The following is a 26993-nucleotide window of genomic DNA, read 5'->3' as shown; positions in this document are numbered from 1 at the left end:
AAAGTAATGCTTTTTAGAGATTAGTTATTATTCACATTGTCAATGAACGAATTAGTGCATTGGTGTGGTCCTCTAGTTGTGAAAAAGGTATACCCCCAAAACCTAAAATGAATTTTACAGATTGTTGTGACTTATCATATTTACTAAAAGGAATGATTTTTAAATTATTTTCTTCAGCATTTTTTAAACATTGTTTCATAGTTAAACCATTTTTTACAGTTAGTGTAAAGTGCATACCTGCTAACGCACCATCAATTTCTAATTGTTCTTGATAGGGTTTGAGTGCATCTAATATAAACTTAAGTTTCTCTCTATAAACGTTTCTCATTTTATTTAAATGCCTCTCAAAACTACCTGATTGCATAAAACTTGCCACCATTTTTTGTATATGTGCGGGTACTGTATTACCTTCTTTATTTTCTAGTGAGTTATATAATTCCAATAGTTTTTTAGGTAATACTAGGTAAGCAACTCTGCAACTTGGGAATAAAGATTTTGAGAATGTACTAATATATATGACTTTATCTTTAGTATCTAAACTTTGTAATGCAGGAATAGGCTTTCCAAAGTAACGGAATTCCGAATCATAATCATCTTCAATAATGTATCTATTTTCAAATTGCTGTGCCCAGTGAATAAGTTGGGTACGCTTTTTTAAATTCATCACATATCCAGTAGGAAATTGATGAGAAGGTGTAACATAAGCGATATTATTATGAGATTCATTGAAATGCTCTAGCTCAATTCCTGTATTATTCACAGGCACTTGGAGATAAGTAATTTGTTTTTTGTCTAAAACTTGTTTGATTGGTGGATAGCTAGGGTTTTCAATTAAAAAGCGTCCTTTATTCAAAATGTCAGTTAATAAATTAATAAGTTGTTCTGTAGAAGAACCAATAATAATTTGTTCAGGATGACATGCGACACCTCTACTATTAAATAAGTAATGTGCTATTTCTTGGCGCAGTGTCCATTCTCCTTTGGGATTTGTATGTTGCAACAAGTTCAATTGACCATCTTCAAAAGTATCGCGCGCATATTTTCTAAATTGCTGCATAGGAAAATATTCTGCATCTATTTCTGATAAATTGAAGGCAAATTCATATGTTTGTTGAGTCTGATTGTTATTATTTTGTTCGTAATTTGTGTTTGATGTGTGTAAATCTCTAGTAATAATTGGTAAGGTTTCTACATCAGATACAAAATAACCTGATCGTGGTTTGGCGTATATGTACCCCTCATCCGATAGAATTTGATAAGCGTGTTCGATTGTTGTATTACTTACAGATAAATGTTGTCCTAACGCTCGTTTAGAAGGAAATTTATCACCTGATTTATATTGGCCTTCTATGATTTGTTTTTTTAGATTCTCGTACAGATTGATGTATAAATGCTCTTTCGTCATTTCAACTGACCTCCTAAATTAATCTAGAATTGTCCCTTTTTAAATACCAGTTTATCTTTTAAAATGAATTTAATCAACTAAGCAAAGGGGTTAAATAAATATGTCTAAAGTAATTGGATCTGAAAGAGTTAAAAGAGGAATGGCGGAAATGCAAAAAGGTGGCGTCATTATGGACGTTGTAAACGCAGAACAAGCTAAGATAGCTGAGGATGCCGGTGCTGTTGCAGTAATGGCATTAGAGCGCGTACCTTCTGATATTAGAGCAGCAGGTGGCGTTGCACGAATGGCTAACCCTAAAATTGTAGAAGAGGTTATGAATGCTGTCTCTATACCAGTTATGGCAAAAGGCCGCATTGGTCATATAACTGAAGCTCGTGTATTAGAATCTATGGGTGTTGACTATATCGATGAATCTGAAGTATTAACACCAGCTGATGAAGAGTTTCATCTACGTAAAGATACATTTACTGTACCATTTGTATGTGGTTGCCGTAATTTAGGTGAAGCTGCACGTCGTATTGGTGAAGGCGCTGCAATGTTACGTACTAAAGGTGAGCCAGGTACTGGAAATATCGTAGAAGCAGTAAGACATATGCGCCAGGTCAATTCAGAAGTGAGTCGTTTAACAGTTATGCATGACGATGAGATTATGACTGAGGCTAAAAATATTGGTGCACCATACGAGATTTTAAAATCTATTAAAGAAAATGGTAAATTACCAGTAGTTAATTTTGCAGCTGGTGGGGTAGCAACGCCTCAAGATGCTGCTTTAATGATGGAATTAGGTGCAGACGGCGTGTTTGTTGGATCGGGTATTTTTAAATCAGAAGATCCAGAAAAATTTGCTAAAGCAATTGTACAAGCAACTACACATTACCAAGACTATGAACTAATTGGACGTCTAGCTAAAGAATTAGGCACAGCAATGAAAGGTTTAGATATCAATGAGTTGTCATTAGAAGATCGTATGCAAGAGCGTGGATGGTAATATGAAAATTGGTGTTTTAGCCTTACAAGGCGCAGTGAGAGAACATATACGTCATATTGCACTAAGTGGTCACGAAGGCGTAGCAGTTAAGCGTGTCGAACAGTTGGATGACATCGATGGATTGATTATACCAGGCGGAGAATCTACTACGCTACGTCGCTTAATGAATCTTTATGGATTCAAAAATGCTTTGCAACAATCCACATTACCTATGTTTGGTACTTGTGCTGGCTTAATTATCTTAGCAACGAACATTGTTGGGGAAGCAGGTTATTTAGATAAACTGAATATCACTGTTCAAAGAAATTCTTTTGGCCGACAAGTTGATAGCTTTGAAAGTGAGTTAGATGTGAAAGGAATTGCCAAAGATATTGAAGGCGTATTTATTAGAGCACCTCATATAGAAAGTGTGCATGGAGAAGCGAGTGTGCTTAGCACAGTTGGTGATAAAATTGTAGCTGTTCAACAAGGATGTTATTTAGGCGTTTCATTTCATCCTGAATTAACAGATGACTACAGAGTCACACAATATTTCATTGAATCAATAGTTAAACCGACCGTAACTGAAAAAGTATAAAAAAGAGCGATAAGGTATTGATACCTTGTCGCTCTTTTAAATATTAATTTTTAAATAAAGAATCCTGCAATGGCTGCAGAAATAAATGAAACTAATGTAGCACCGAATAATAATTTTAGACCAAATCGTGCTACTACATCGCCTTTTTCGTTGTTAAGCGATTTGATCGCGCCAGAGATAATACCGATAGAGCTAAAGTTTGCGAATGATACTACGAATACTGAGATAACGCCTTTCGCATGTTCACTCATATCTTTAACTTTACTTAGACTTTCCATTGCAACAAATTCATTTGATAATAATTTCGTCGCCATAATAGAACCAGCTTGTACAGCTTCATGCCATGGCACACCCACTAAGAATGCGAATGGTGCAAATACGAAACCGATTAGTGTTTGGAAGTCCCAAGTAATGCTACCACCTGAAATACCAGTGAAAATCGCACTAACTACGCCATTTAGTAAAGCGATAATAGCGATATAACCAATTAACATTGCCCCAACAATGATTGCTACTTTAAACCCATCTAAAATGTATTCCCCTAACATTTCGAAGAAAGATTGTTTGCCTGTTTCACTTTCTTCAACTATTAATTTATCTTCTTTTGGATCAACTTTGTAAGGGTTGATGATAGAAGCAATAATGAAACCGCCGAAGAGATTTAAGACAACTGCCGTAACAACAAAGCGTGGTTCAATTAATGTGAAGTAAGCTCCAATAATTGATGCGGAAACGGTAGACATTGCTGAAGCAGTTAATGTATAAAGACGTTGTTTTGGAATGTGAGCAAGTTCTTTTTTTAATGAAATAAAAACTTCTGATTGTCCCAAAATAGCTGCTGCAACAGCGTTATATGATTCTAAACGACCCATACCATTAATTTTAGATATTACTAAACCTAAGACATTAATAATTACAGGTAAAATACGTGTATATTGTAAGATACCAATTAATGCTGATATGAAAACAATTGGTAATAATACGTTAAAGAAGAAAGGCGGATTTTCTGGATCTATGTATTGAATGCCACCAAATACAAAGTTCACACCTTCTGCTGCTTGTGCTAATAAGTAATTAAAGCCTACTGAAATGCCACCAATGACTGTAATCCCAAATTTTGTTTTTAACAAAATAAATGCCATGACAAGTTGTATTACAAGTAGTAAGCCAACATATTGCCAACGAATATTTTTTCTGTCGGAACTGAAAAGAAAGGCTAACCCAATAAATACTACAATCCCAATTAAACCGATAATAATATGCATATTTTTCATCCCTTTTATTTTTTTCTTAATATCTATAATACAATAAAACTGGTAGCACTTACATCCATAAACTAATATTTTTTAATCATATTGGTTGAAAAAGGTCAAAGTTGGTCATATAATATAGTCAAAGAAGGTCAAAAGAGGTGATAATCATGCACAATATGTCTGACATCATAGAACAGTACATTAAGAAATTATTTGAAGACACCAATAAAGACGTTGTAGAACTTCAACGTGCAAATATTGCACAGCGCTTTGACTGCGTGCCTTCTCAACTGAATTATGTAATTAAAACACGTTTTACAAATGAACATGGTTATGAGATTGAAAGTAAAAGAGGTGGTGGTGGGTACATCCGAATCACCAAAATTGAAAATAAAGACGAAACAGGTTACATTAATCACTTACTTCAATTAATAGGACCATCTATTTCTCAGCAACAAGCGTATTACATCATAGATGGTTTATTAGATAAAAAATATATCAATGAACGTGAAGCAAAAATGATTTATGCTGTTATTGATAGAGAAACACTGAAAATGGATGTATTATCGAGAGATATTATACGGGCTAATATTATCAAACGTTTATTACCTGTAATAAATTATTACTAAAGCGAGGTGTTTAGTCGTGCTATGCGAAAATTGTCATTTAAACGAAGCAGAAGTTAAATTAGCAGTAAAAGGACAAGATGGTGTAAATGAAAAATGGGTTTGTTCGACATGTGCTCAGGGTGGCAATCCTTGGACACAAAACCAACAGTTACAATCCCAAGATGATATTGAAGGTGCATTTGTTGTAAAACAAATTTTACAGCACTTAGCAGCTAAACATGGTATTGATTTTGATGAAATTGCTTTTAAAGAAGAAAAAAGATGTCCTACTTGTCATATGACGTTAAAAGATATTGCACATGTTGGTAAATTTGGTTGTGCAAACTGCTATGCAACTTTTAAAGATGACATTGTCGACATTGTGCGTCGTGTGCAAGGTGGTCAAATTGAACACACAGGAAAAACACCTCGATCTTCGCATAGAAAATTAGCGCTTAAAAAACAAATTGAAGAAAAAAATTCATATTTAAATCAGCTTATTGAAGATCAGAATTTTGAAGAAGCTGCAATTGTTCGTGACGAAATTAAAGCACTGAAAGACGATGGCGAGGTGAAACATGATGAGTGATAATGATATTAGTGCATACATGAGTGAATGGATGCGCGATAAAGAAGAAAGTCCTGTCGTGATGTCTTCAAGAATCCGATTGGCTAGAAACTTAGAAAATCATGTCCATCCATTAATGTTTCCGTCAGAGCAGGATGGTTACAGGGTGATTAATGAGGTACAGGATGCGCTTCCCGACTTGTTTATGCAGCGCTTAGATACTATGGATCAGCAAAGCAAATATAAACTCGTTGCGAAACATCTCATAAGTCCTGAATTAATCAGACAACCTGCCTCAGCAGTGTTATTAAATGAGGATGAATCATTGAGTATCATGGTGAATGAAGAGGATCATATTCGAATTCAAGCTATGGGAAATGATTTATCACTGCAAACATTGTACGAGAATGCTTCTACTATAGATGATACACTTGATAGTGAGTTGGATGTAAGTTTTGATGAAACCTTAGGTTATTTAACAACTTGTCCGACAAATATTGGTACTGGCATGCGTGCGAGCGTGATGCTACATTTACCAGGTTTAACAATTATGAAGCGTATGAATCGCGTCGCTCAAACGATTAACAGATTTGGTTTTACGATAAGAGGAATATTTGGTGAAAGTTCGCAAGTTTATGGTCATATTTATCAAATTTCAAATCAACTGACTTTGGGAAAAACGGAAGAAGAAATCATTGAAAGTTTAACTGAAGTTGTACAACAAATCATTAATGAAGAAATGCAAATTCGCGAACGTATGAACCGTCACAATCACATTGAAACATTGGACCGAGTATATCGTTCGTTAGGAATATTAAAATATAGTAGACTGATATCTATGGAGGAAGCATCACTGAGATTAAGTGAAGTGAAACTCGGTATTGATTTAGGCTATATTGAACTAGAAAACTTCAAATTTAATGAGTTAATGGTAGCAATACAATCGCCATTCTTATTAGATGATGAAGATGACAGAGTAGTAAATGAAAAAAGAGCAGATATATTAAGAGAACATATAAATTAGGAGGTCATGCTATGCTATTTGGTAGACTGACAGAACGTGCACAGCGTGTATTAGCACATGCTCAAGAAGAAGCAATTCGCTTAAATCATTCAAATATTGGAACAGAACATTTACTTTTAGGTTTGATGAAAGAACCTGAAGGTATTGCAGCTAAAGTATTAGAATCATTTGAAATTACTGAAGAAAAAGTAGTAGAAGAAGTAGAAAAATTAATCGGCCATGGTCAAGAACAGATGGGCGCTTTACACTATACACCTCGTGCGAAAAAAGTCATTGAATTATCAATGGATGAAGCGAGAAAATTACACCATAATTTTGTGGGAACAGAACACATTTTACTTGGTTTAATTAGAGAAAATGAAGGTGTAGCAGCACGTGTGTTTGCAAACTTAGACTTAAATATAACTAAAGCACGTGCACAAGTTGTTAAAGCGTTAGGTAGTCCAGAGTTAAGTAATAAAAATGCACAAGCTAATAAATCTAATAACACACCAACTTTAGATAGCCTTGCACGTGACTTAACAGTTATTGCAAAAGATGGCACACTAGACCCAGTTATTGGTAGAGACAAAGAAATTACAAGAGTCATTGAAGTTTTAAGTCGTCGTACTAAAAATAACCCAGTACTTATTGGTGAACCAGGTGTTGGTAAAACTGCAATTGCAGAAGGCTTAGCTCAAGCGATTATTAAAAATGAAGTACCTGAAACGCTTAAAAATAAACGCGTAATGTCACTTGATATGGGAACAGTTGTAGCTGGTACGAAATATCGAGGCGAATTTGAAGAGCGTTTGAAAAAAGTAATGGAAGAAATTCATCAAGCAGGTGACGTTATACTATTCATCGATGAATTACACACATTAGTAGGCGCAGGCGGTGCTGAAGGTGCTATTGACGCATCAAACATCTTGAAACCTGCACTTGCACGAGGAGAACTACAATGTATCGGTGCAACGACATTAGATGAATATCGTAAAAACATTGAAAAAGATGCAGCACTTGAACGTCGTTTCCAACCAGTTCAAGTTGACGAACCAACAGTTGAAGATACGATTGAAATCTTAAAAGGATTACGTGATCGTTATGAAGCGCATCACCGTATTAATATTTCAGATGAAGCGGTAATCTCAGCTGCTACTTTAAGTCACCGTTATATTTCAGATCGTTTCTTACCTGATAAAGCAATCGACTTAATTGATGAAGCAAGTTCTAAAGTTAGACTTAGAAGTCATACAACACCACCGAACTTGAAAGAATTAGAACAAGAAATTGAGCAAGTTAAAAATGAAAAAGATGCTGCGGTACATTCACAAGAATTCGAAAATGCAGCAAATCTTCGTGATAAACAAACGAAATTAGAAAAACAATACGAAGAAGCTAATAATAATTGGAAGAACGCGCAAAATGGCGACAATACTGCTTTATCAGAAGAAGATATCGGAGAAGTTATCGCTGGCTGGACTGGAATTCCATTAACGAAAATTAATGAAACAGAATCAGACCGTTTATTAAACTTAGAAGATACACTTCATAACAGAGTGATTGGACAAAAAGCTGCTGTAACGTCTATCAGTAAAGCGGTTAGACGTGCGAGAGCTGGATTGAAAGATCCTAAACGTCCTATCGGTAGCTTTATCTTCTTAGGTCCTACAGGTGTAGGTAAAACTGAATTAGCTCGTGCTTTAGCAGAGTCTATGTTTGGTGAAGATGACGCAATGATTCGTGTGGATATGAGTGAATTTATGGAAAAACATGCAGTCAGTCGTCTAGTTGGTGCGCCTCCAGGTTATGTAGGTCATGATGATGGTGGGCAATTGACTGAAAAAGTAAGACGTAAACCTTATTCTGTTATCTTATTTGATGAAATTGAAAAAGCACACCCAGATGTATTTAACATCTTATTACAAGTGCTTGATGATGGACATCTTACAGATACAAAAGGACGTCGTGTAGATTTCCGTAATACAGTAATTATTATGACATCAAACGTTGGTGCGCAAGAATTACAAGATCAACGCTTTGCAGGTTTCGGTGGCGCATCAGAAGGCCAAGATTACGAAACAATTCGTAATACAATGATGAAAGAATTGAAAAATGCTTTCCGTCCAGAATTCTTAAACCGTGTTGATGACATTATTGTATTCCACAAACTTTCTAAAGAAGAATTGAAAGAAATTGTAACAATGATGATTAACAAACTAACAAATCGTTTATCTGAACAAGATATCAATATCGAAGTTACAGATGCGGCAAAAGAAAAAATTGCTGAAGAAGGCTACGATCCAGAGTATGGTGCTAGACCATTAATTCGTGCAATTCAAAAAACAGTAGAAGATAATTTAAGTGAATTAATTTTAGACGGTAACCAAATTGAAGGTAAAAAAGTCGAAATTGATCATGACGGTAAAGAATATAAATATAATATTCAAGATAGAAAAGAAAAAAAGAAAGATAAAGAAACAACAGAATCATAAGTTAATCACTACAAGTGAGTTTTTATAGATTATAGTACCTCTCAAATGTGCTCGTTCGCATTTGAGAGGTGCTTTTTGTTTAATAATAGAAAATTTAAAGCATCCTTAAAAAACTAGAATATCATTTTCATTCGATAAATTTATAATATTATTGGCAGTATATATCTATGCATGGTATTTTATAAAAACAACTTTTATATAAACGCAGCTAGATTAAAGTATGATTATACGCAAGTGTAAAAAAACCAACCGTAAAGGTTGTAGTAAGTTAGATAAGATTAAAATTTGTTTTTAAACAGGTTGAGGTATAAAATAGATTTGTTCAATGAAAGATGGAGGTGCAATCGTGGCCAAGAAGAAAGTTGTTTTTGAATGTATGGCATGTGGCTATCAGTCCGCAAAATGGATGGGTAAATGCCCGAATTGTGGTGGCTGGAACCAAATGGAAGAAATTGTTGAGCAAAAGGCGGCAAGTCCAAAACATGGCGTGCGCAGTCGTGACCGCGACAATGTTTCAAAAGTACAGAAGTTAAACGAAATTAAACAAGAGACGACACCACGTGTTACAACCAAGTCAGAGGAATTTAATCGTGTGCTCGGTGGAGGTATCGTCAATGGTTCTCTCGTATTGATTGGTGGAGATCCTGGTATAGGAAAATCAACATTACTATTACAAATATGTGCGGCACTATCACAATCACATAATGTCTTATACATAACAGGGGAAGAATCATTAAATCAAACTAAGCTAAGAGCTGAAAGATTGGATGAAGATTCAAGCGAACTCAATGTATTTGCAGAAACTGATTTAGAAGTTATCCACGAGACAGTAAAACAATTAAAACCTGATTTACTTGTAGTTGACTCGATTCAAACGATATTTCATCCGGAAATTAGTTCAGCACCAGGCTCAGTGTCTCAAGTAAGAGAAAGTACACAAAGCTTAATGAACATCGCTAAACAAATGAATATTGCAACATTTATCGTGGGACATGTAACGAAAGAAGGACAAATCGCAGGCCCACGTTTACTAGAACATATGGTAGATACAGTACTTTATTTCGAAGGTGACGAACACCATGCATATCGTATTTTGAGAGCGGTGAAAAACCGTTTTGGTTCTACAAATGAAATGGGTATTTTTGAAATGAAACAAAGCGGATTGAAAGGTGTTAAAAACCCATCCGAGATGTTTTTAGAGGAACGTTCGACAAATGTGCCTGGCTCGACTATCGTCTCTACAATGGAAGGCACGAGACCATTACTTATAGAGGTTCAAGCCCTTGTTACGCCAACTACTTTTAATAATCCTAGACGGATGGCAACGGGTATTGATCACAACCGTTTGAGTTTGTTGATGGCAGTATTGGAGAAAAAAGAAAATTATTTACTTCAACAACAAGATGCGTATATTAAAGTTGCAGGTGGTGTAAGATTAACGGAACCTGCTGTTGATTTAGGTATCATTGTGGCAACTGCTTCAAGCTTTAAAGATCTAACGGTAGATGGTTTAGATTGCTTTATTGGAGAAGTTGGTCTGACTGGAGAAGTGAGACGTGTATCTCGTATAGAACAACGTGTGCAGGAAGCAGAGAAACTCGGATTTAAACGTATTATCATCCCAGAATCCAATATTGGTGGATGGCAAATCCCTAGTGATATTAAAGTCATTGGTGTGAAAAGTGTTCATGAAGCCTTAAAATATGCTTTGACAAAACATTAAATTAAATTCCAAAAATATACAGATAAAAAATATTTAATCTGTATAACTTTCTAGAGAAAGGGGTGTTAGAACTTGAACGTAATAAGAATCATTGTTATTTTGTGTTATATTATTTTAGGCGCTAGTTTAGGCGTATATCTTATTCCAGAAATTGCTGTGGATACTGGATTAAGTAAGTATATGTTATTAACGAATAATTATTTTAATGGACTTCTTGGTATTGTTATTTTCTTTTTAATTTTTGGTTGGTTTATTAAAAAAGCAACATTAACGTTGAAAGAATTAGAACAAACAATAATGCGTCAAAGTGCTGTAGAAATTTTGTTTGCTACAATTGGACTGATGATAGGTTTAGTTATTTCTGTTATGATATCATTTATTTTTCAAATAATAGGTAATAATGTGTTGAACCATTTTGTGCCAATCATTGTTACAATTATTTTAGGTTATTTCGGTTTTCAATTTGGCTTACGCAAACGTGATGAAATGTTATTGTTCTTCCCGGAAAATATGGCACGCTCGATGTCTATCAACGCACGTAACGCAGTACCAAAAATTATTGATACAAGCGCAATCATAGATGGTCGCATTTTAGATATTATAGAGTGTGGTTTTATAGATGGCGAAATACTCATACCTCAAGGTGTCATCAATGAGTTACAAGTTGTTGCTGATGCAAACGACAGTGTGAAACGTGAAAAGGGCCAACGAGGATTAGATATTTTGAATTCACTATATGATACTGATCATCCAACGCGTATTATACATCCGACGAAGTCTCATAGTGATATTGATGCAATGTTAATTAAGTTAGCACAACACTATAGAGCACATATTATTACTACAGATTTCAACCTCAATAAAGTATGCCATGTACAGGGTATTCAAGCGCTAAATGTTAATGATTTATCCGAAGCGATTAAACCTTCAGTACATCAAGGTGACCGTTTAAACTTATTACTTACTAAAATGGGTAAAGAATCTGGACAAGCAGTTGGATACTTAGATGATGGGACAATGGTCGTTGTAGACAATGCCAAAAAACACATCGGTGAATATATTGATTTAGAAGTAATCAGTTTATTACAAACATCATCAGGAAGAATTATTTTTGCCAAAAAGATTAATTAAATAAATTGCTAAAGGTTTTATATGGAAATGTAGCTAAAATTGTTACAGTTTCACATGAAACCTTTTTTGATATTTGAATATTATTTTTATAAAATTTGTGTACTCATCACTTTGAATTTAAGCACTGTGATTTCATATTAAGCTTTAAAGTGCTACAATAGATAGCGAAATTGTATTACTATAAAGGAATTACAAGTGTGTGAAAGTACACAGTTTTTTGGATAGTGATACTTTTAAAAATTATAAGCTATGGTATTATTAATAAGCGTAGAATAACAAACTTATTAATGGCTGAGCGTCATTATTATTGTTAACGACATAAAGTTAAGTCGATACACGTTCAGTTTTTTTGATGTGTGTATGTGTGAGTGTAACAAGTGATAAAACATAAAACGCCAAAAACATTACTAATTAATATTAAAAACGGGAGTGAACATAATGAGTGATCGTGTAAGAGCTAGATATGCCCCAAGTCCAACAGGTTATTTGCATATCGGTAATGCAAGAACTGCATTATTCAACTATTTATTTGCTAAACATTATGATGGAGATTTTGTAATTCGTATAGAAGATACGGACAGTAAACGTAATCTAACTGATGGCGAATCTTCACAATTTGATAATTTAAAATGGTTAGGTATCGATTGGGATGAATCTGTCGATAAAGATAAAGGTTATGGTCCTTATCGCCAATCAGAACGTGGAGAAATCTATAATCCGCTTATTCAGCAATTATTAGATGAAGACAAAGCGTATAAATGTTATATGACTGAAGAGGAACTTGAAGCTGAACGTGAACAACAAATCAAACGTGGAGAAATGCCACGTTATGGTGGAAAACATGCACACTTAACTGAAGAAGAACGTCAACAATTCGAAGCAGAAGGTCGTCAACCTGCTATTCGTTTCCGTGTACCTCAAGACACGACGTTCACTTTTGAAGATATGGTTAAAGGTGAAATTTCATTTGAATCAGATAATATGGGTGACTGGGTTATTGTTAAAAAAGATGGTGTACCTACGTACAATTTTGCAGTAGCTATTGATGATCACTATATGGAAATCTCAGATGTTATTCGCGGCGATGATCATATTTCTAATACACCAAAACAATTAATGATTTATGAAACGTTTGGTTGGGAAGCGCCTAGATTCGCGCATATGTCACTTATTGTTAACGAAGAACGTAAAAAATTAAGTAAACGCGACGGACAAATCCTACAATTCATCGAACAATATCGTGATTTAGGTTATTTACCAGAAGCATTATTTAACTTTATTACATTGTTAGGTTGGTCGCCAGAAGGTGAAGAAGAAGTTTATTCTAAAGAAGAATTTATTAAAATCTTCGATGAAAAACGTTTATCTAAATCACCTGCATTTTTCGACAAACAAAAATTAGCGTGGGTGAATAACCAATACATGAAACAAAAAGATACTGAAACAGTATTCGAATTAGCTTTACCGCATCTAATCAAAGCAGAATTACTTCCTGAAAATCCAAACGAAGCAGATTTGGAATGGGGTCGTAAACTTGTTGCACTTTATCAAAAAGAAATGAGTTATGCCGGAGAAATCGTTCCTTTATCTGAGCTATTCTTCCGTGACGAACAAATTTTAGGTGATGATGAACAAGAAATCATCGAAGGTGAACAAGTACCAGAACTAATGAACCACTTATATGGAAAATTAGAAGCACTTGAACCATTTGAAGCGGCAGAAATTAAAAAAACAATCAAAGAAGTTCAAAAAGAAACTGGTATTAAAGGTAAACAACTATTCATGCCAATTCGTGTTGCTGTAACAGGCCAAATGCATGGACCAGAATTACCAAATACAATTGAAGTATTAGGTAAAGAAAAAGTGTTATTACGTTTAAAAAAATACGTTAAATAAATAAGGTTGCGTACGATGATATTGTCTCAAGGTGGAAATACTTGAAAAATTACATCGAACCACCTATTATTAAAATTGAAATAGCCAGAGGATTAGTAAGCGATGAAATGTGTAAAGAGAGTGTGCGGTTGCTGTGAGCACATCACTGAAATTGCTGAATGCACCTTTGTGTTAATGAACTAAATAAACTTTAATGAGTGAAGATAAGTTGCTTTTAGATTTTTAACCCTACTTATGGTTAAGATAATCAACTTATATTTAAAAATAAGAGTGGAACCGTGCAAAGCACCTCTAACAAGTCTGTTAGAGGTGCTTTTTTAATAAGGAGGTAGCAACCTTGTTTAAGATATTGAAAAGAATAAAAGATGATGTGAACATGGTGTTTGAACAAGACCCAGCCGCGCGTACTACATTGGAAGTTGTCACTTCTTATGCTGGCATACATGCAGTATGGAGTCATTTGATCGCGCATGAGCTATATAAAAAGAAGAAATATATATTAGCAAGATTGATTTCGCAAGTTGCGCGTTTTTTCACAGGTATTGAAATACACCCAGGGGCTAAAATAGGTAAACGTTTATTTATTGACCACGGTATGGGTGTCGTAATTGGTGAAACATGTAATATAGGAAATAATGTCACGATTTATCAAGGCGTTACATTGGGCGGTACTGGTAAAGAACGAGGTAAACGTCACCCTGATATAGGGGATAATGTATTAATAGCTGCAGGTGCTAAAGTACTAGGCGATATTAAAATTGATTCAAATGTGAACATAGGAGCAAACTCAGTTGTATTAAATTCTGTACCAAGTTATTCAACAGTCGTAGGTATACCAGGTCATATTGTTAAGCAAGATGGCAGACGTACTGGTAAAACGTTCGACCACCGTAACTTACCAGATCCTGTTTATGAACAATTAAAAGAATTAGAGAAACAACTTGAGAAAACAAGAAATGGAGAGATACAAGATGATTACATTATATAATACGTTAACACGTCAGAAAGAGACGTTTGAGCCTATTGAACCAGGTAAGGTTAAAATGTACGTTTGTGGACCAACAGTATATAATTATATTCATATTGGTAATGCAAGACCTGCAATTAATTACGATGTGGTAAGAAGATATTTCGAATATCAAGGATACGAAGTCGTATATGTGTCGAACTTTACTGACGTTGACGATAAATTAATTAAGCGTTCTAAAGAATTAGGTGAATCTGTAGAAACGATAGCGGATCGTTATATCGATGCCTTTTACGAAGATGTAGGTGCGCTAAACGTTAAAAAAGCAACATCTAATCCACGTGTTATGAACCATATGGACGATATTATTAAGTTTATTAAAGAACTTGTAGATCAAGGCAATGCTTATGAAAGTGGCGGCGATGTATACTTTAGAACACGTAAATTTAAAGACTACGGTAAATTAAGTCATCAATCATTGAATGATTTGAAAGTAGGCGCTCGCATAGAACAAGGTGAACAAAAAGAAGATGCACTGGATTTCACATTATGGAAACAAGCGAAACCAGAAGAAATAAGCTGGGATAGTCCATTTGGTAAAGGTAGACCAGGTTGGCATATTGAATGTTCTGTAATGGCATATCATGAACTAGGGGCAACAATTGATATTCACGCAGGTGGCACAGATTTACAATTTCCTCACCATGAGAATGAAATTGCACAATCAGAAGCACATAACCATGCGCCTTTCGCTAACTATTGGATGCATAATGGATTTATCAATATTGATAATGAAAAAATGAGTAAATCCTTAGGCAATTTCGTGCTTGTTCACGATATTATAAAACAAATTGACCCTGATGTATTACGTTTCTTCATGATTAGTGTACATTATAGAAGCCCGATTAATTATAATGTTGAACTTGTTGAAGCAGCTAAGAGTGGGTTAGAGCGTGTGCGTAACAGCTACCAAGCGATTGAAGAACGTGAAGCGATTGCGACTAATATTGACGATCAATCTGCATATATAGAAGCAATTGATGATATTTTAAAACAATTTGAAACAGTTATGAATGATGATTTTAATACAGCTAATGCAATTACTGCTTGGTATGATTTAGCAAAACTAGCAAATAAATACATCTTAGAAAATACAACTTCTACAACAGTAATTGAACGTTTTAAAGAAGTGTATAAAGCTTTCAGCGACGTGCTAGGTGTGCCACTTAAAAGTAAAGAGAGCGACATGCTTTTAGATGAACAAGTCGAAGCGTTAATAGAAGAAAGAAACAAGGCGAGACAAAATAAAGACTTTGCGCGTGCAGACGAAATTCGTGATGACTTAAAAGCACAAAATATTATTTTAGAAGATACTGCGCAGGGTGTGAGATTTAAACGTGGCTAATATGGATAATAAATTATTGAATCCTTTGACGTTGGCATATATGGGCGATGCTGTTTTAGATCAACACGTAAGAGCATATATCGTGTTGAAATTGAAAGCTAAACCTAACCGGTTACACCAAGAAGCAAAACGCTATGTATCTGCTAAGAGTCAGGCAGAAACACTTGAGTTTTTAATGGAAAACAATTGGTTTACTGAAAGTGAACAAGATATTGTTCGTCGTGGTAGAAATGCTAAAAGTTATACTAAAGCGAAGAATACAGATATACAAACGTATCGTAAAAGTTCAGGGCTAGAAGCCATCATTGGTTTTTTATACCTGGAAAAAGAACATGAACGTTTAACATCATTGTTAGAATGTATCGTGAAAAATGTAGATGAAAGGTAGTGGTACTGTGGAAGAGATAGTTATAGTCGGTCGCCATGCAGTAAAAGAAGCGATTGTCTCAGGACATACAATTAATAAGATTTTAATTCAAGATACTATCAAAAAAGGTCAAATAAATGAAATTTTAAAAAAGGCAAATAGTCAAAAAATCATTGTACAAACAGTGCCGAAATCTAAAATAGACGGATTGTCAGAGTCACCTCACCAAGGGATTGCAGCATATATTGCACCATATGAATATGCAGATTTCGACGAATTTTTGATTAAGCAAAAAGCACAAGACAAATTATCTACAGTACTTATACTAGATGGTTTAGAAGACCCACATAATTTAGGATCGATTTTAAGAACGGCTGATGCCTCAGGTGTGGATGCAGTTATCATTCCTAAGAGACGTTCAGTTGCATTAACACAAACGGTAGCTAAAGCCTCTACAGGTGCAATAGAGCACATACCTGTGATTCGTGTGACGAACTTAGCGAATACGATTGATGCTTTAAAAGACAATGGTTATTGGGTTGTTGGTACTGAAGCGGAGAATTCAACGGATTATAGGGAAATGGATGCAGCTATGCCTTTAGCGATTGTGATTGGAAGCGAAGGACAAGGTATGAGCCGTTTAGTAAAAGATAAATGTGACTTCTATATCAATATTCCTATGGTCGGTCATGTTAATAGTTTGAATGCGTCTGTAGCAGCAAGTCTGATGATGTATGAGGTTTACCGCAAACGTCATCAGATTGGAGATAAGAGATGAAGGATCGTTATTTAATCATTGATGGTTATAATATGATAGGACAATCGCAGGACTTAAGTCGTATAGCAAAGGACAATCTCGAGGAAGCACGCGATCAATTACTTACAGCTATAGCGAATTACAATGCTGTAATAGCTGATGAAGTCGTCTGCGTTTTTGATGCTTATGAACAATCCGGCCCACCTTCAGAATATATGTACCACGGGGTTAAAACGATATTCACAAAAGAAAAAGAAACGGCAGACAGTTATATAGAACGTTACGTCTATGATTTATATGAGAAACACACAAGACATATTACGGTTGTTACGAGCGATATGAGTGAACAACATGCAATATTCGGTGCCGGAGCTTATCGTATTTCTTCAAGAGAGATGTGGAGAGACTTAAGAGAGAATGAAGTTTCTGTATCTAAAAAGCTCGATGGCTTCAACGAACAAAAGCCACGAACACGAATCGAGCTCTCTCATGAAATTCTTAAAGAATTTGAAAAATTAAGACGTGGAGATAATCACAAATAACTATTTCGTACTCTTGATTTTTTTATAGCAAACTCTGTATCCTATCCTTACTTTAAGGAAAGGATAATGGACATGTTTGATAGAATTTACAGCAATGAATGTACAACCTATTCGAAGCAGCGATTACAAAGTGAAACTGATGTAGAGCAAATTATTGATGAAATCACACCATTGATTAATAAAAGATTAAATCATTTTTCAGTTCATCCGAGTGACAAAGAAGATTTGTGCCAAGAAGTACTTTTGAAATTGTATGGTGTGTTAAGCCGTTTTGATTTTACAGAAGCTACGCCTTTAGAACATTATGTCAATTGCGTTATAAAAAATGTTAGAAATGATTATATACGCAAAAAAATGTATACACAACGCCGTCAGAAAATACTTGTGAATGAATTTATAGTTGCTTATAATAATTCGAAATCTGAACAACCTATAGACAGATACATCATTGCACGGGAAATATCTTCGCAATTAAAACAGTGCTTGAAAAGGCTGACCGATTTAGAACAACGCATTATAATTTATATTTTAATAGACTATAAACCACAGGAAATTGCACAAATTTTAAATTTAAACATCAAAGTAGTTTACAATGCCATACATCGTTGTAAAATAAAGATAAGACGTTGTTTGGAAAATTGAAAATATGTATGCTATATCTCGTGCCAGTATCACGAAAATAGCATGATTGAGTGGATTGTTGATAATTGACAATTGACTCAGTAGTTCTGTATAGTAGATTGGTATTATAATGAGTAAGGTGAAGTCTAATGAAAAAAGTACCACTGAATTGTGAAGTCTGCGGCAGTAGAAATTATAATGTTCCGAAACAAAGTAACCTTACATCTAGAATGACATTAAAAAAACATTGTCCGAGATGTAATGCACATACGATGCACAAGGAATCAAAATAATAAGATGACATATTAAGTAATCAGTTGAGTGAATATATCTTTCCAACTAAGTTGAGAGTATTGTATTTGCTTGATTTGTTGTATGGAATAAGCAAATAAGGAATAACGAAATAATACGGAGGTCTTGTTAATGGCTAAAAAAGAAAATTTCTTCCAAGGCGTAAAATCAGAAATGGAAAAGACAAGTTGGCCGACGAAAGAAGAATTATTTAAGTACACAGTCATTGTTGTAGGTACAGTAGTATTTTTCTTAGTGTTCTTCTATGCCTTAGACTTAGGAATTGGTAGAATTATAGAGTTAATTAAATAGATAGGAGTGACGACATGTCTGAAGAAGTTGACGCAAAGCGTTGGTATGCTGTGCATACTTATTCTGGTTATGAGAATAAAGTTAAAAAGAATTTAGAAAAACGTGTTGAATCTATGAATATGACAGAAAAAATATTCAGAGTTGTTATACCGGAAGAGGAAGAAACACAAGTTAAAGATGGTAAAGCCAAAACATTAACTAAAAAAACATTTCCTGGTTATGTATTAGTTGAATTAGTGATGACTGATGAATCATGGTATATCGTGAGAAATACACCTGGTGTAACAGGATTTGTTGGTTCAGCTGGTTCTGGATCTAAACCTAACCCATTACTTCCAGATGAAGCACGTTTCATCCTTAAACAAATGGGCATGAAAGAGAAAACAATTGATGTTCAATTGGATTTAGGTGAACAAGTGAGAGTTAAATCAGGTCCATTTGCTAATCAAGTTGGCGAAGTTCAAGAAATTGAGGCTGATAAATTCAAACTTACTGTTCTTGTAGACATGTTTGGTAGAGAAACACCAGTAGAAGTAGAATTTGATCAAGTTGAAAAACTATAAATGATTACAAGTGCTAAGGCACTTGCATAAGTGGCACTAATCCCGCTAAAGCGAGAAGAGCCACTTTACATGCATAAGAAGACCTTATCAATGAAATTGATAAGGTTTAGTAAAAGGATTACCTGAGCTGAAGCTCATGCATAACAACATCTAATCACTAAAGTGATAAGATGTTGTTTAAAAAAGTTACACTTTACCATTGCGTAATCAAACGGGTTAATGGTATAATACTGTGGTCGCGCTCATAGAGCGTTCATTTCGTCACGAAATGTAGAAGAGTGGGAGGACAAAACTGAGTCCTGTGACCACATCACGATATCAAGGAGGTGCACATCGTGGCTAAAAAAGTAGAAAAAGTAGTTAAATTACAAATTCCTGCAGGTAAAGCAAATCCAGCACCACCAGTTGGTCCGGCATTAGGTCAAGCAGGTGTGAATATCATGGGATTCTGTAAGGAATTCAACGCACGTACACAAGAAGACGTAGGTTTAATCATACCGGTAGAAATTAGTGTTTATGAAGATCGTTCATTTACATTTATTACAAAAACACCACCGGCTCCAGTACTACTTAAAAAAGCTGCTGGCGTTGAAAAAGGTTCAGGCGAACCTAATAAAAACAAAGTAGCAACAGTAACTAAAGATCAAGTACGTGAAATTGCAAACCAAAAAATGCAAGATTTAAACGCTGCAGACGAAGAAGCAGCTATGCGTATTATCGAAGGTACTGCTCGTAGTATGGGTATTACAGTTCAATAATTAAAATGAGTAATGAAAACATAGATTGACGATAGAAGCAGATGACAGAAAAGACAAACATGATGACAGCATTCAATATTGTCGTAATATGAGGAATAAATGTCATTTATTAAGGAAGTTCATTCCAACGATAAAATACAATTAAACCTCTCTGTTATCTGCTCTTAACTTGTGAAAACAAGTAAATGTGGGAGGGAATTCCGCTAAAACCACTGAAGGAGGAACATGAAATGGCTAAAAAAAGCAAAAGATATCAAGAAGTAGCTAGCAAAATCGATCGTGAAAAACACTACAGTGTTGAAGAAGCGATTGCATTAGCTAAAGAAACAAACATTGCTAACTTTGACGCATCAGTTGAAGTAGCATTCCGTTTAGGTATTGATACACGTAAAAATGATCAACAAATCCGTGGAGCAGTAGTGCTTCCAAACGGTACTGGTAAATCACAAAGTGTATTAGTATTCGCAAAAGGCGAAAAAGCAGCTGAAGCAGAAGCAGCAGGTGCTGATTTCGTTGGTGAAGGTGAATACGTAGAAAAAATCCAACAAGGTTGGTTCGACTTCGACGTAGTAGTAGCTACACCAGACATGATGGGCGAAGTTGGTAAACTTGGTCGCGTATTAGGACCTAAAGGTTTAATGCCAAACCCTAAAACTGGAACAGTAACTATGGATGTTACTAAAGCAGTTGAAGAAATCAAAGCTGGTAAAGTTGAATACCGTGCTGAAAAATCAGGTATCATTCATGCATCAATTGGTAAAACATCATTTGATACTGAAAAATTAGTTGAAAACTTCAGAACTTTACAAGACGTTTTAACTAAATTAAAACCTGCATCAGCTAAAGGTACTTACTTCAAATCTGTTGCTGTAACTACAACAATGGGTCCTGGAGTTAAAGTTGACACATCAGGCTTTAAACTATAATTATTAACATAAAATATTTTGAGGTTGAAAGTATTGCTTTCAGCCTCAAATAAATATTGACATAACACATGAAACCAGTTATATTGGTTAATGTATTATTTTACCTAAGACAGTAGGAGTTAGTGATAACTTAAAATTATATCCTGCCGAGGCTAAAATTGACTTGAACGTGAAGAATTTAGATCTTTCAAGCACTTTTTGCCACGGGTAGAAAGTGCTTTTTTTATTGAGTAATGTTTGTAAGGACAGTGACTCAAGATAAAAAGCACCAAACTAAATCTATGGAGGTGTCTAAATGTCTGCTATCATCGATGCAAAACAACAACAAGTTGATATCATTGCAGAACAACTTAAAAACTCAGTATCTACAGTTATCGTTGACTATCGTGGTCTAACTGTTGCTGAAGTAACTGAATTACGTTCGCAATTACGTGAAGCTGGTGTTGAGTATAAAGTTTACAAAAACACTATGGTTCGCCGTGCAGCTGAACAAGCTGGTATTGACGGTTTAAATGAATTCTTAGTAGGTCCTACTGCAATCGCAACTTCAACTGAAGATGTAGTTGCTCCAGCGAAAGTTATCGCGGGATTCGCTAAAGAACATAAAGCATTAGAAGTTAAAACAGGTGTTATGGAAGGCAATGTTATCTCAGCAGAACAAGTTAACACTGTTGGTACATTACCATCACACGACGGTCTTGTTTCTATGCTTTTATCAGTATTACAAGCTCCAGTACGCAACTTCGCTTATGCGGTTAAAGCAATTGGAGAAGAAAAAGAAGGAAAAGAAGAAAGCGCTGAATAATTGCGCATAAAATAATAACAATTAATGGAGGAATATTAAAATGGCTAATCAAGAACAAATCATTGAAGCAATCAAAGAAATGTCAGTTTTAGAATTAAACGACTTAGTAAAAGCAATTGAAGAAGAATTTGGTGTAACTGCAGCAGCTCCAGTAGCAGCAGCAGGCGCAGCAGGTGGCGGCGACGCTGAAGCTGAACAAACTGAATTCAACGTTGAATTAACTTCAGCTGGATCATCTAAAATCAAAGTTGTTAAAGCAGTTAAAGAAGCAACTGGTCTTGGATTAAAAGACGCTAAAGGTTTAGTTGACGATGCTCCGAAAGTAATCAAAGAAGGACTAGCTAAAGAAGACGCTGAAGAACTTAAAGCAACTTTAGAAGAAGCTGGCGCTACAGTAGAAATCAAATAATTTTTGCTGTCTAACAGTTAATAATTATATATTGAAGATGATACAAGCAGCTTAATACATCGCTACTTCGGTACGCTGATTTTAAGTGAAATGTATTTTATCTGAAATCTTTGAGAAATGAAAACCCCGTTATTAGTATAACGGGGTTTTATCTTATTTGATCTATATCTATGGTTTGCACAGTGGCTAGACCATGATGTGACCTATGAAATGGGTATAGTATTAATCTAAGGATAATTAGATTAAAAGAGGTGTAGTCATGAGTCATTATTATGATGAAAATCCTGAAGTAGAAAGTGATGAGTTGCTTTTTACGTACTCCTGCGATAACTGTAAATTAGAGCTAGTAACGGATTCGGGCGTCTTTTCAAAAGGGAAGATTGACTTTGGTTCCGATTTATTAGTGAAAACTTTTTTGAAAGCATATCCTCCTGGTCCTACTAAACGCATCTTGGATGTTGGTTGTGGTTATGGCCCTATCGGTTTAATGATTGCAAAAACTTCCCCGCATCATGAAGTGACGATGGTTGATGTTAATCAGCGTGCACTATCATTATCAAGAAAAAACAGAAAAAAGAACCGTATAGACAATGTGGAAATCAAAGAAAGTGATGGTTTATCACAGGTAGATGCTGACGCTTATGATTTTATGCTGACTAATCCACCGATTAGAGCAGGAAAAAAAGTCGTTCACAGCATTTTAGAAGACGCATATAAGGTATTAAAGCAAGGTGGCGCGCTTTATGTCGTAATTCAAAAAAAGCAGGGCATGCCATCAGCAAAGCAAAAAATGCAAGACACTTTTAACAATGTAGAAGTCTTAGCAAAAGACAAAGGTTACTACATTTTAAGAAGCACGAAAGCTTGATTTAAAAGTATCAATCTGATATAGTAATAGAATGTAAAAATTTATGTTCAATAAGTGTGTACTTTTACGTGTAAATGAACAATGTATATGAGGTAAAATGGAAAATGGTGTCATTTGGTATGCTACCGTTTTCTTTTTATCTCATTATATTGGCTCATTTAGTAAAAGTAAACACGCAATTTTTGAGGGGTGAATCTGTTTGGCAGGTCAATTTGTCCAATATGGAAGACATCGTAAACGTAGAAACTATGCGAGAATTTCAGAGGTATTAGAATTACCGAATTTAATTGAGATTCAGACTGAGTCTTACGAGTGGTTCTTAGAAGAAGGTTTATTAGAAATGTTTAGAGACATTTCTCCGATTGAAGATTTCACAGGCAATCTTTCTTTAGAGTTTGTAGATTATAGACTCGGAGAACCGAAATATGATTTAGAAGAATCAAAAAACCGTGATACAACGTATTCTGCACCTCTACGTGTAAAAGTACGTCTAATCATCAAAGAAACTGGCGAAGTGAAAGAGCAAGAAGTATTTATGGGCGATTTCCCATTAATGACAGATACAGGTACATTCGTAATAAATGGTGCTGAACGTGTAATCGTTTCACAATTAGTTCGTTCACCATCCGTATACTTCAATGAAAAACTAGATAAAAATGGTCGTACAAACTTCGATGCAACAATTATTCCTAACCGTGGTGCATGGTTAGAATATGAAACTGATGCGAAAGATGTTGTTTATGTACGTATTGATAGAACAAGAAAATTACCATTAACAGTATTATTACGTGCTTTAGGTTTCTCAACTGATCAAGAAATCGTTGATCTTTTAGGTGAAAACGAGTACCTACGTAATACTTTAGAAAAAGATGGTACTGAAAATACTGATCAAGCATTATTAGAAATTTATGAGCGCTTACGCCCTGGCGAACCGCCTACAGTTGAAAATGCTAAGAGCTTATTATATTCTCGTTTCTTTGATCCGAAACGCTATGACTTAGCTAGTGTAGGTCGTTACAAAGCGAATAAAAAACTTCACTTGAAACACCGTTTATTCAATCAGAAATTAGCTGAACCAATTGTTAATACTGAAACAGGTGAAATTGTAGCTGAAGAAGGTACAGTCTTAGATCGTCGTAATTTAGATGAAGTTATGGATGTACTAGAAGCAAATGCAAATAGTGAAGTCTTTGAATTAGAAGGTACTGTTATTGATGAACCTGTTGAGATTCAATCAATCAAAGTTTACGTTCCGAACGATGAAGAAGGACGTACAACTACAGTGATTGGTAATGCTTTCCCTGATTCAGAAGTGAAATGTATTACACCAGCAGATATTATTGCATCAATGTCATACTTCTTTAACTTATTAAGTGGTATTGGCTTTACAGATGATATTGACCATTTAGGTAATCGTCGTCTACGTTCAGTAGGGGAACTATTACAAAATCAATTCCGTATTGGTTTATCAAGAATGGAACGTGTTGTACGTGAAAGAATGTCTATCCAAGACACTGATTCTGTTACGCCTCAACAACTAATCAATATTCGTCCTGTTATTGCATCTATTAAAGAATTCTTTGGTAGTTCTCAATTATCACAATTCATGGACCAAGCCAATCCATTAGCTGAGTTAACACATAAACGTCGTTTATCAGCATTAGGACCCGGCGGTTTAACACGTGAACGTGCTCAAATGGAAGTACGTGACGTTCATTATTCTCACTATGGTCGTATGTGTCCAATCGAAACACCAGAGGGTCCGAATATCGGACTTATCAACTCACTTTCTAGTTACGCGCGTGTGAATGAATTTGGTTTCATTGAAACACCTTACCGTAAAGTAGATCTTGAAACACATTCAATCACAGATCAAATTGACTACTTAACTGCTGACGAAGAAGACAGCTATGTAGTAGCTCAAGCAAACTCTGTATTAGATGAAAATGGTCGTTTCGTAGAAGACGAAGTTGTTTGTCGTTTCCGTGGTAATAACACAGTTATGGCTAAAGAAAAAATGGATTACATGGATGTTTCACCTAAGCAAGTTGTTTCTGCTGCGACAGCATGTATTCCTTTCTTAGAAAATGATGACTCTAACCGTGCATTGATGGGTGCAAACATGCAACGTCAAGCAGTGCCATTGATGAATCCTGAATCACCATTTGTAGGTACTGGTATGGAGCACGTGGCAGCACGTGACTCTGGTGCAGCAATTGTTGCAAAACATAAAGGCCGTGTTGAACACGTTGAATCTAATGAAATTCTTGTACGTCGACTTATTGAAGAAGATGGCCAAGAATATGAAGGCGAATTAGATCGCTATCCATTATCAAAATTCAAACGTTCAAATACTGGTACATGTTATAACCAAAGACCTATCATTGCTACTGGCGATGTAGTGACTAAAGGCGAAATTTTAGCTGACGGTCCTTCAATGGAACTTGGTGAAATGGCATTAGGTAGAAACTTAGTTGTAGGTTTCATGACTTGGGACGGTTATAACTATGAGGATGCTGTAATCATGAGTGAACGTCTAGTTAAAGATGACGTATACACTTCTATTCATATTGAAGAGTATGAATCTGAAGCACGTGATACAAAACTAGGACCTGAAGAAATCACTCGTGATATTCCTAACGTTTCAGATAGTGCACTTAAAAACTTAGATGACCGCGGTATTGTATACGTAGGTGCTGAAGTTAATGATGGTGACATCTTAGTCGGTAAAGTAACGCCTAAAGGTGTAACAGAATTAACTGCAGAAGAACGTTTACTACATGCAATCTTCGGTGAAAAAGCACGTGAAGTTCGCGATACATCATTACGCGTACCTCATGGTGCAGGTGGTATTGTTCTAGATGTTAAAGTCTTTAACCGTGAAGAAGGAGACGACACATTATCTCCAGGTGTTAACCAATTAGTTCGTGTTTATATCGTTCAAAAACGTAAAATACACGTTGGTGACAAAATGTGTGGTCGTCATGGTAACAAGGGTGTAATTTCTAAACTTGTTCCTGAAGAAGATATGCCTTATTTACCAGACGGTACGCCAATCGATATCATGTTGAACCCACTTGGTGTTCCATCACGTATGAATATCGGACAAGTATTAGAGCTACACTTAGGTATGGCTGCTAAAAACTTAGGTATTCACGTTGCTTCACCAGTATTTGATGGTGCGAGTGATGACGATGTATGGTCAACAATTGAAGAAGCTGGTATGGCTCGTGACGGTAAGACGGTATTATATGACGGACGTACAGGTGAACCATTTGATAACAGAATTTCAGTTGGTGTAATGTACATGCTGAAACTTGCTCACATGGTTGACGATAAATTACACGCACGTTCAACTGGACCTTACTCACTTGTTACGCAACAACCACTTGGTGGTAAAGCACAATTTGGTGGACAACGTTTCGGTGAGATGGAAGTATGGGCACTTGAAGCATACGGTGCTGCATATACACTTCAAGAAATCTTAACTTACAAATCCGATGATACAGTAGGTCGTGTGAAAACATATGAAGCTATTGTTAAAGGTGAAAACATCACTAAACCAGGTGTTCCTGAATCATTCAGAGTATTGATGAAAGAATTACAAAGTTTAGGGTTAGACGTTAAGATTATGGACGAGCATGACAATGAAATTGACATGCAAGACACTGAAGATGATGATGTCGTTGAACGTAAAGTGGATCTTCAACAAAAAGAAGCGCCACAATCACAGAAAGAAATAACAGACTAATTGC

At 35.4% G+C, this 26993-nt stretch carries 26 protein-coding genes and 1 other annotated feature; of the genes, 24 read left to right on the top strand and 2 right to left on the bottom strand.

The window, feature by feature from the left end; genetic code table 11:
• Positions 1–31: 31 nt before the first annotated feature.
• Entirely contained in the window at positions 32–1405 is a 1374-nt protein-coding gene (gene pdxR / locus ACP3TL_RS10045; RefSeq protein ID WP_069833296.1) for a MocR-like pyridoxine biosynthesis transcription factor PdxR, read from the bottom strand.
• 100 nt (positions 1406–1505) lie between these two features.
• On the opposite strand from pdxR, the gene pdxS reads away from it, so the two are divergent.
• Together pdxS and pdxT are read left to right on the top strand one after the other, a co-directional pair.
• On the top strand, positions 1506–2393 hold the full coding sequence (pdxS, locus tag ACP3TL_RS10040; RefSeq protein ID WP_069833295.1) for a pyridoxal 5'-phosphate synthase lyase subunit PdxS: 888 nt from the start codon (positions 1506–1508) through the stop codon (positions 2391–2393).
• Between the two features lies 1 nt (position 2394).
• Positions 2395–2970, top strand: coding sequence for a pyridoxal 5'-phosphate synthase glutaminase subunit PdxT (gene pdxT, locus ACP3TL_RS10035; protein ID WP_069833294.1), 576 nt, complete (start codon positions 2395–2397; stop codon positions 2968–2970).
• Positions 2971–3020: 50 nt separating this feature from the next.
• Here pdxT and ACP3TL_RS10030 read toward each other — a convergent pair whose 3' ends face one another.
• Positions 3021–4235, bottom strand: coding sequence for a NupC/NupG family nucleoside CNT transporter (locus tag ACP3TL_RS10030; RefSeq protein ID WP_069817709.1), 1215 nt, complete (start codon positions 4233–4235; stop codon positions 3021–3023).
• A gap of 155 nt (positions 4236–4390) precedes the next feature.
• Here ACP3TL_RS10030 and ACP3TL_RS10025 point away from each other — a divergent pair, with 155 nt between their 5' ends.
• The 22 genes from ACP3TL_RS10025 to rpoB all read left to right on the top strand — a co-directional run bounded on the left by ACP3TL_RS10025 (position 4391) and on the right by rpoB (position 26989).
• Positions 4391–4852: a CtsR family transcriptional regulator gene (locus ACP3TL_RS10025; protein ID WP_002508589.1), complete on the top strand. Its 462-nt coding sequence runs from the start codon at positions 4391–4393 to the stop codon at positions 4850–4852.
• A gap of 16 nt (positions 4853–4868) precedes the next feature.
• Positions 4869–5420 carry a UvrB/UvrC motif-containing protein gene (locus tag ACP3TL_RS10020; RefSeq protein ID WP_002511349.1) on the top strand — a complete coding sequence of 184 codons (552 nt, stop codon included), beginning with the start codon at positions 4869–4871 and terminating at the stop codon, positions 5418–5420.
• The gene (locus ACP3TL_RS10015; RefSeq protein WP_285326270.1) at positions 5413–6423 is read left to right on the top strand and encodes a protein arginine kinase; all 1011 of its coding nucleotides are present in this window, start codon (positions 5413–5415) and stop codon (positions 6421–6423) included. Before ACP3TL_RS10020 ends, ACP3TL_RS10015 begins: the two co-directional genes overlap by 8 nt.
• 11 nt (positions 6424–6434) lie before the next feature.
• Complete coding sequence (locus ACP3TL_RS10010; RefSeq protein WP_069833293.1) at positions 6435–8897, top strand: ATP-dependent Clp protease ATP-binding subunit; 2463 nt, start codon at positions 6435–6437, stop codon at positions 8895–8897.
• Positions 8898–9243: 346 nt separating this feature from the next.
• Positions 9244–10620: a DNA repair protein RadA gene (radA, locus tag ACP3TL_RS10005; protein ID WP_285326002.1), complete on the top strand. Its 1377-nt coding sequence runs from the start codon at positions 9244–9246 to the stop codon at positions 10618–10620.
• A gap of 72 nt (positions 10621–10692) precedes the next feature.
• A complete protein-coding gene (locus ACP3TL_RS10000) occupies positions 10693–11751 on the top strand; it encodes a PIN/TRAM domain-containing protein (RefSeq protein ID WP_277575882.1) in 1059 nt (352 codons plus the stop codon).
• A 438-nt stretch (positions 11752–12189) separates the two neighbouring features.
• A complete protein-coding gene (gltX, locus tag ACP3TL_RS09995; RefSeq protein ID WP_285336751.1) occupies positions 12190–13647 on the top strand; it encodes a glutamate--tRNA ligase in 1458 nt (485 codons plus the stop codon).
• Between the two features lie 346 nt (positions 13648–13993).
• Positions 13994–14635 (top strand): serine O-acetyltransferase, encoded by a 642-nt coding sequence (cysE, locus tag ACP3TL_RS09990; RefSeq protein WP_069833298.1) that lies wholly within the window; start codon positions 13994–13996, stop codon positions 14633–14635.
• Positions 14619–16019 (top strand): cysteine--tRNA ligase, encoded by a 1401-nt coding sequence (cysS, locus tag ACP3TL_RS09985; RefSeq protein ID WP_069833290.1) that lies wholly within the window; start codon positions 14619–14621, stop codon positions 16017–16019. Before cysE ends, cysS begins: the two co-directional genes overlap by 17 nt.
• A gap of 1 nt (position 16020) precedes the next feature.
• Positions 16021–16407: a Mini-ribonuclease 3 gene (locus ACP3TL_RS09980; protein ID WP_069817716.1), complete on the top strand. Its 387-nt coding sequence runs from the start codon at positions 16021–16023 to the stop codon at positions 16405–16407.
• 7 nt (positions 16408–16414) lie between these two features.
• On the top strand, positions 16415–17164 hold the full coding sequence (rlmB, locus tag ACP3TL_RS09975; protein ID WP_069833299.1) for a 23S rRNA (guanosine(2251)-2'-O)-methyltransferase RlmB: 750 nt from the start codon (positions 16415–16417) through the stop codon (positions 17162–17164).
• On the top strand, positions 17161–17685 hold the full coding sequence (locus ACP3TL_RS09970) for an NYN domain-containing protein (RefSeq protein ID WP_069833289.1): 525 nt from the start codon (positions 17161–17163) through the stop codon (positions 17683–17685). The genes rlmB and ACP3TL_RS09970 overlap by 4 nt, the downstream gene beginning before the upstream one ends.
• A 72-nt stretch (positions 17686–17757) precedes the next feature.
• Positions 17758–18327, top strand: a complete 570-nt coding sequence (locus ACP3TL_RS09965; RefSeq protein ID WP_285326006.1) for a sigma-70 family RNA polymerase sigma factor — start codon at positions 17758–17760, stop codon at positions 18325–18327.
• 128 nt (positions 18328–18455) lie between these two features.
• A complete protein-coding gene (rpmG, locus tag ACP3TL_RS09960) occupies positions 18456–18599 on the top strand; it encodes a 50S ribosomal protein L33 (protein ID WP_002508576.1) in 144 nt (47 codons plus the stop codon).
• 130 nt (positions 18600–18729) lie between these two features.
• Positions 18730–18909 carry a preprotein translocase subunit SecE gene (gene secE, locus ACP3TL_RS09955; RefSeq protein WP_069833287.1) on the top strand — a complete coding sequence of 60 codons (180 nt, stop codon included), beginning with the start codon at positions 18730–18732 and terminating at the stop codon, positions 18907–18909.
• A 14-nt stretch (positions 18910–18923) separates the two neighbouring features.
• The gene (nusG, locus tag ACP3TL_RS09950) at positions 18924–19472 is read left to right on the top strand and encodes a transcription termination/antitermination protein NusG (protein WP_002508575.1); all 549 of its coding nucleotides are present in this window, start codon (positions 18924–18926) and stop codon (positions 19470–19472) included.
• A 335-nt stretch (positions 19473–19807) separates the two neighbouring features.
• Positions 19808–20230, top strand: coding sequence for a 50S ribosomal protein L11 (rplK, locus tag ACP3TL_RS09945; protein WP_002508574.1), 423 nt, complete (start codon positions 19808–19810; stop codon positions 20228–20230).
• 230 nt (positions 20231–20460) lie between these two features.
• Positions 20461–21156 carry a 50S ribosomal protein L1 gene (gene rplA / locus ACP3TL_RS09940; protein WP_069833286.1) on the top strand — a complete coding sequence of 232 codons (696 nt, stop codon included), beginning with the start codon at positions 20461–20463 and terminating at the stop codon, positions 21154–21156.
• A gap of 85 nt (positions 21157–21241) precedes the next feature.
• Positions 21242–21389: a sequence feature (ribosomal protein L10 leader region), on the top strand.
• Between the two features lie 62 nt (positions 21390–21451).
• Positions 21452–21961: a 50S ribosomal protein L10 gene (rplJ, locus tag ACP3TL_RS09935; protein ID WP_069833285.1), complete on the top strand. Its 510-nt coding sequence runs from the start codon at positions 21452–21454 to the stop codon at positions 21959–21961.
• 40 nt (positions 21962–22001) lie between these two features.
• A complete protein-coding gene (gene rplL / locus ACP3TL_RS09930) occupies positions 22002–22370 on the top strand; it encodes a 50S ribosomal protein L7/L12 (RefSeq protein WP_002508571.1) in 369 nt (122 codons plus the stop codon).
• A gap of 259 nt (positions 22371–22629) precedes the next feature.
• A complete protein-coding gene (locus tag ACP3TL_RS09925; protein ID WP_285326009.1) occupies positions 22630–23238 on the top strand; it encodes a class I SAM-dependent methyltransferase in 609 nt (202 codons plus the stop codon).
• A gap of 199 nt (positions 23239–23437) precedes the next feature.
• Positions 23438–26989 carry a DNA-directed RNA polymerase subunit beta gene (gene rpoB / locus ACP3TL_RS09920; protein ID WP_069833283.1) on the top strand — a complete coding sequence of 1184 codons (3552 nt, stop codon included), beginning with the start codon at positions 23438–23440 and terminating at the stop codon, positions 26987–26989.
• Positions 26990–26993 lie beyond the last annotated feature (4 nt).

Source organism: Staphylococcus caseorum (assembly GCF_049943195.1).
GTDB lineage: Bacteria > Bacillota > Bacilli > Staphylococcales > Staphylococcaceae > Staphylococcus > Staphylococcus equorum_A.
This window is presented reverse-complemented; position numbering and strand designations above follow the sequence as displayed.

Bases quoted from the DNA above. Each gene is read 5' to 3' on its own strand.
- pdxR (WP_069833296.1), bottom strand. From the start codon at position 1,405: ATGACGAAAGAGCATTTATACATCAATCTGTACGAGAATCTAAAAAAA.
- pdxS (WP_069833295.1), top strand. From the start codon at position 1,506: ATGTCTAAAGTAATTGGATCTGAAAGAGTTAAAAGAGGAATGGCGGAA.
- pdxT (WP_069833294.1), top strand. From the start codon at position 2,395: ATGAAAATTGGTGTTTTAGCCTTACAAGGCGCAGTGAGAGAACATATA.
- ACP3TL_RS10030 (WP_069817709.1), bottom strand. From the start codon at position 4,235: ATGCATATTATTATCGGTTTAATTGGGATTGTAGTATTTATTGGGTTA.
- ACP3TL_RS10025 (WP_002508589.1), top strand. From the start codon at position 4,391: ATGCACAATATGTCTGACATCATAGAACAGTACATTAAGAAATTATTT.
- ACP3TL_RS10015 (WP_285326270.1), top strand. From the start codon at position 5,413: ATGAGTGATAATGATATTAGTGCATACATGAGTGAATGGATGCGCGAT.
- ACP3TL_RS10010 (WP_069833293.1), top strand. From the start codon at position 6,435: ATGCTATTTGGTAGACTGACAGAACGTGCACAGCGTGTATTAGCACAT.
- gltX (WP_285336751.1), top strand. From the start codon at position 12,190: ATGAGTGATCGTGTAAGAGCTAGATATGCCCCAAGTCCAACAGGTTAT.
- cysS (WP_069833290.1), top strand. From the start codon at position 14,619: ATGATTACATTATATAATACGTTAACACGTCAGAAAGAGACGTTTGAG.
- ACP3TL_RS09980 (WP_069817716.1), top strand. From the start codon at position 16,021: ATGGATAATAAATTATTGAATCCTTTGACGTTGGCATATATGGGCGAT.
- ACP3TL_RS09970 (WP_069833289.1), top strand. From the start codon at position 17,161: ATGAAGGATCGTTATTTAATCATTGATGGTTATAATATGATAGGACAA.
- ACP3TL_RS09965 (WP_285326006.1), top strand. From the start codon at position 17,758: ATGTTTGATAGAATTTACAGCAATGAATGTACAACCTATTCGAAGCAG.
- rpmG (WP_002508576.1), top strand. From the start codon at position 18,456: ATGAAAAAAGTACCACTGAATTGTGAAGTCTGCGGCAGTAGAAATTAT.
- secE (WP_069833287.1), top strand. From the start codon at position 18,730: ATGGCTAAAAAAGAAAATTTCTTCCAAGGCGTAAAATCAGAAATGGAA.
- nusG (WP_002508575.1), top strand. From the start codon at position 18,924: ATGTCTGAAGAAGTTGACGCAAAGCGTTGGTATGCTGTGCATACTTAT.
- rplA (WP_069833286.1), top strand. From the start codon at position 20,461: ATGGCTAAAAAAAGCAAAAGATATCAAGAAGTAGCTAGCAAAATCGAT.
- rplJ (WP_069833285.1), top strand. From the start codon at position 21,452: ATGTCTGCTATCATCGATGCAAAACAACAACAAGTTGATATCATTGCA.
- rplL (WP_002508571.1), top strand. From the start codon at position 22,002: ATGGCTAATCAAGAACAAATCATTGAAGCAATCAAAGAAATGTCAGTT.
- ACP3TL_RS09925 (WP_285326009.1), top strand. From the start codon at position 22,630: ATGAGTCATTATTATGATGAAAATCCTGAAGTAGAAAGTGATGAGTTG.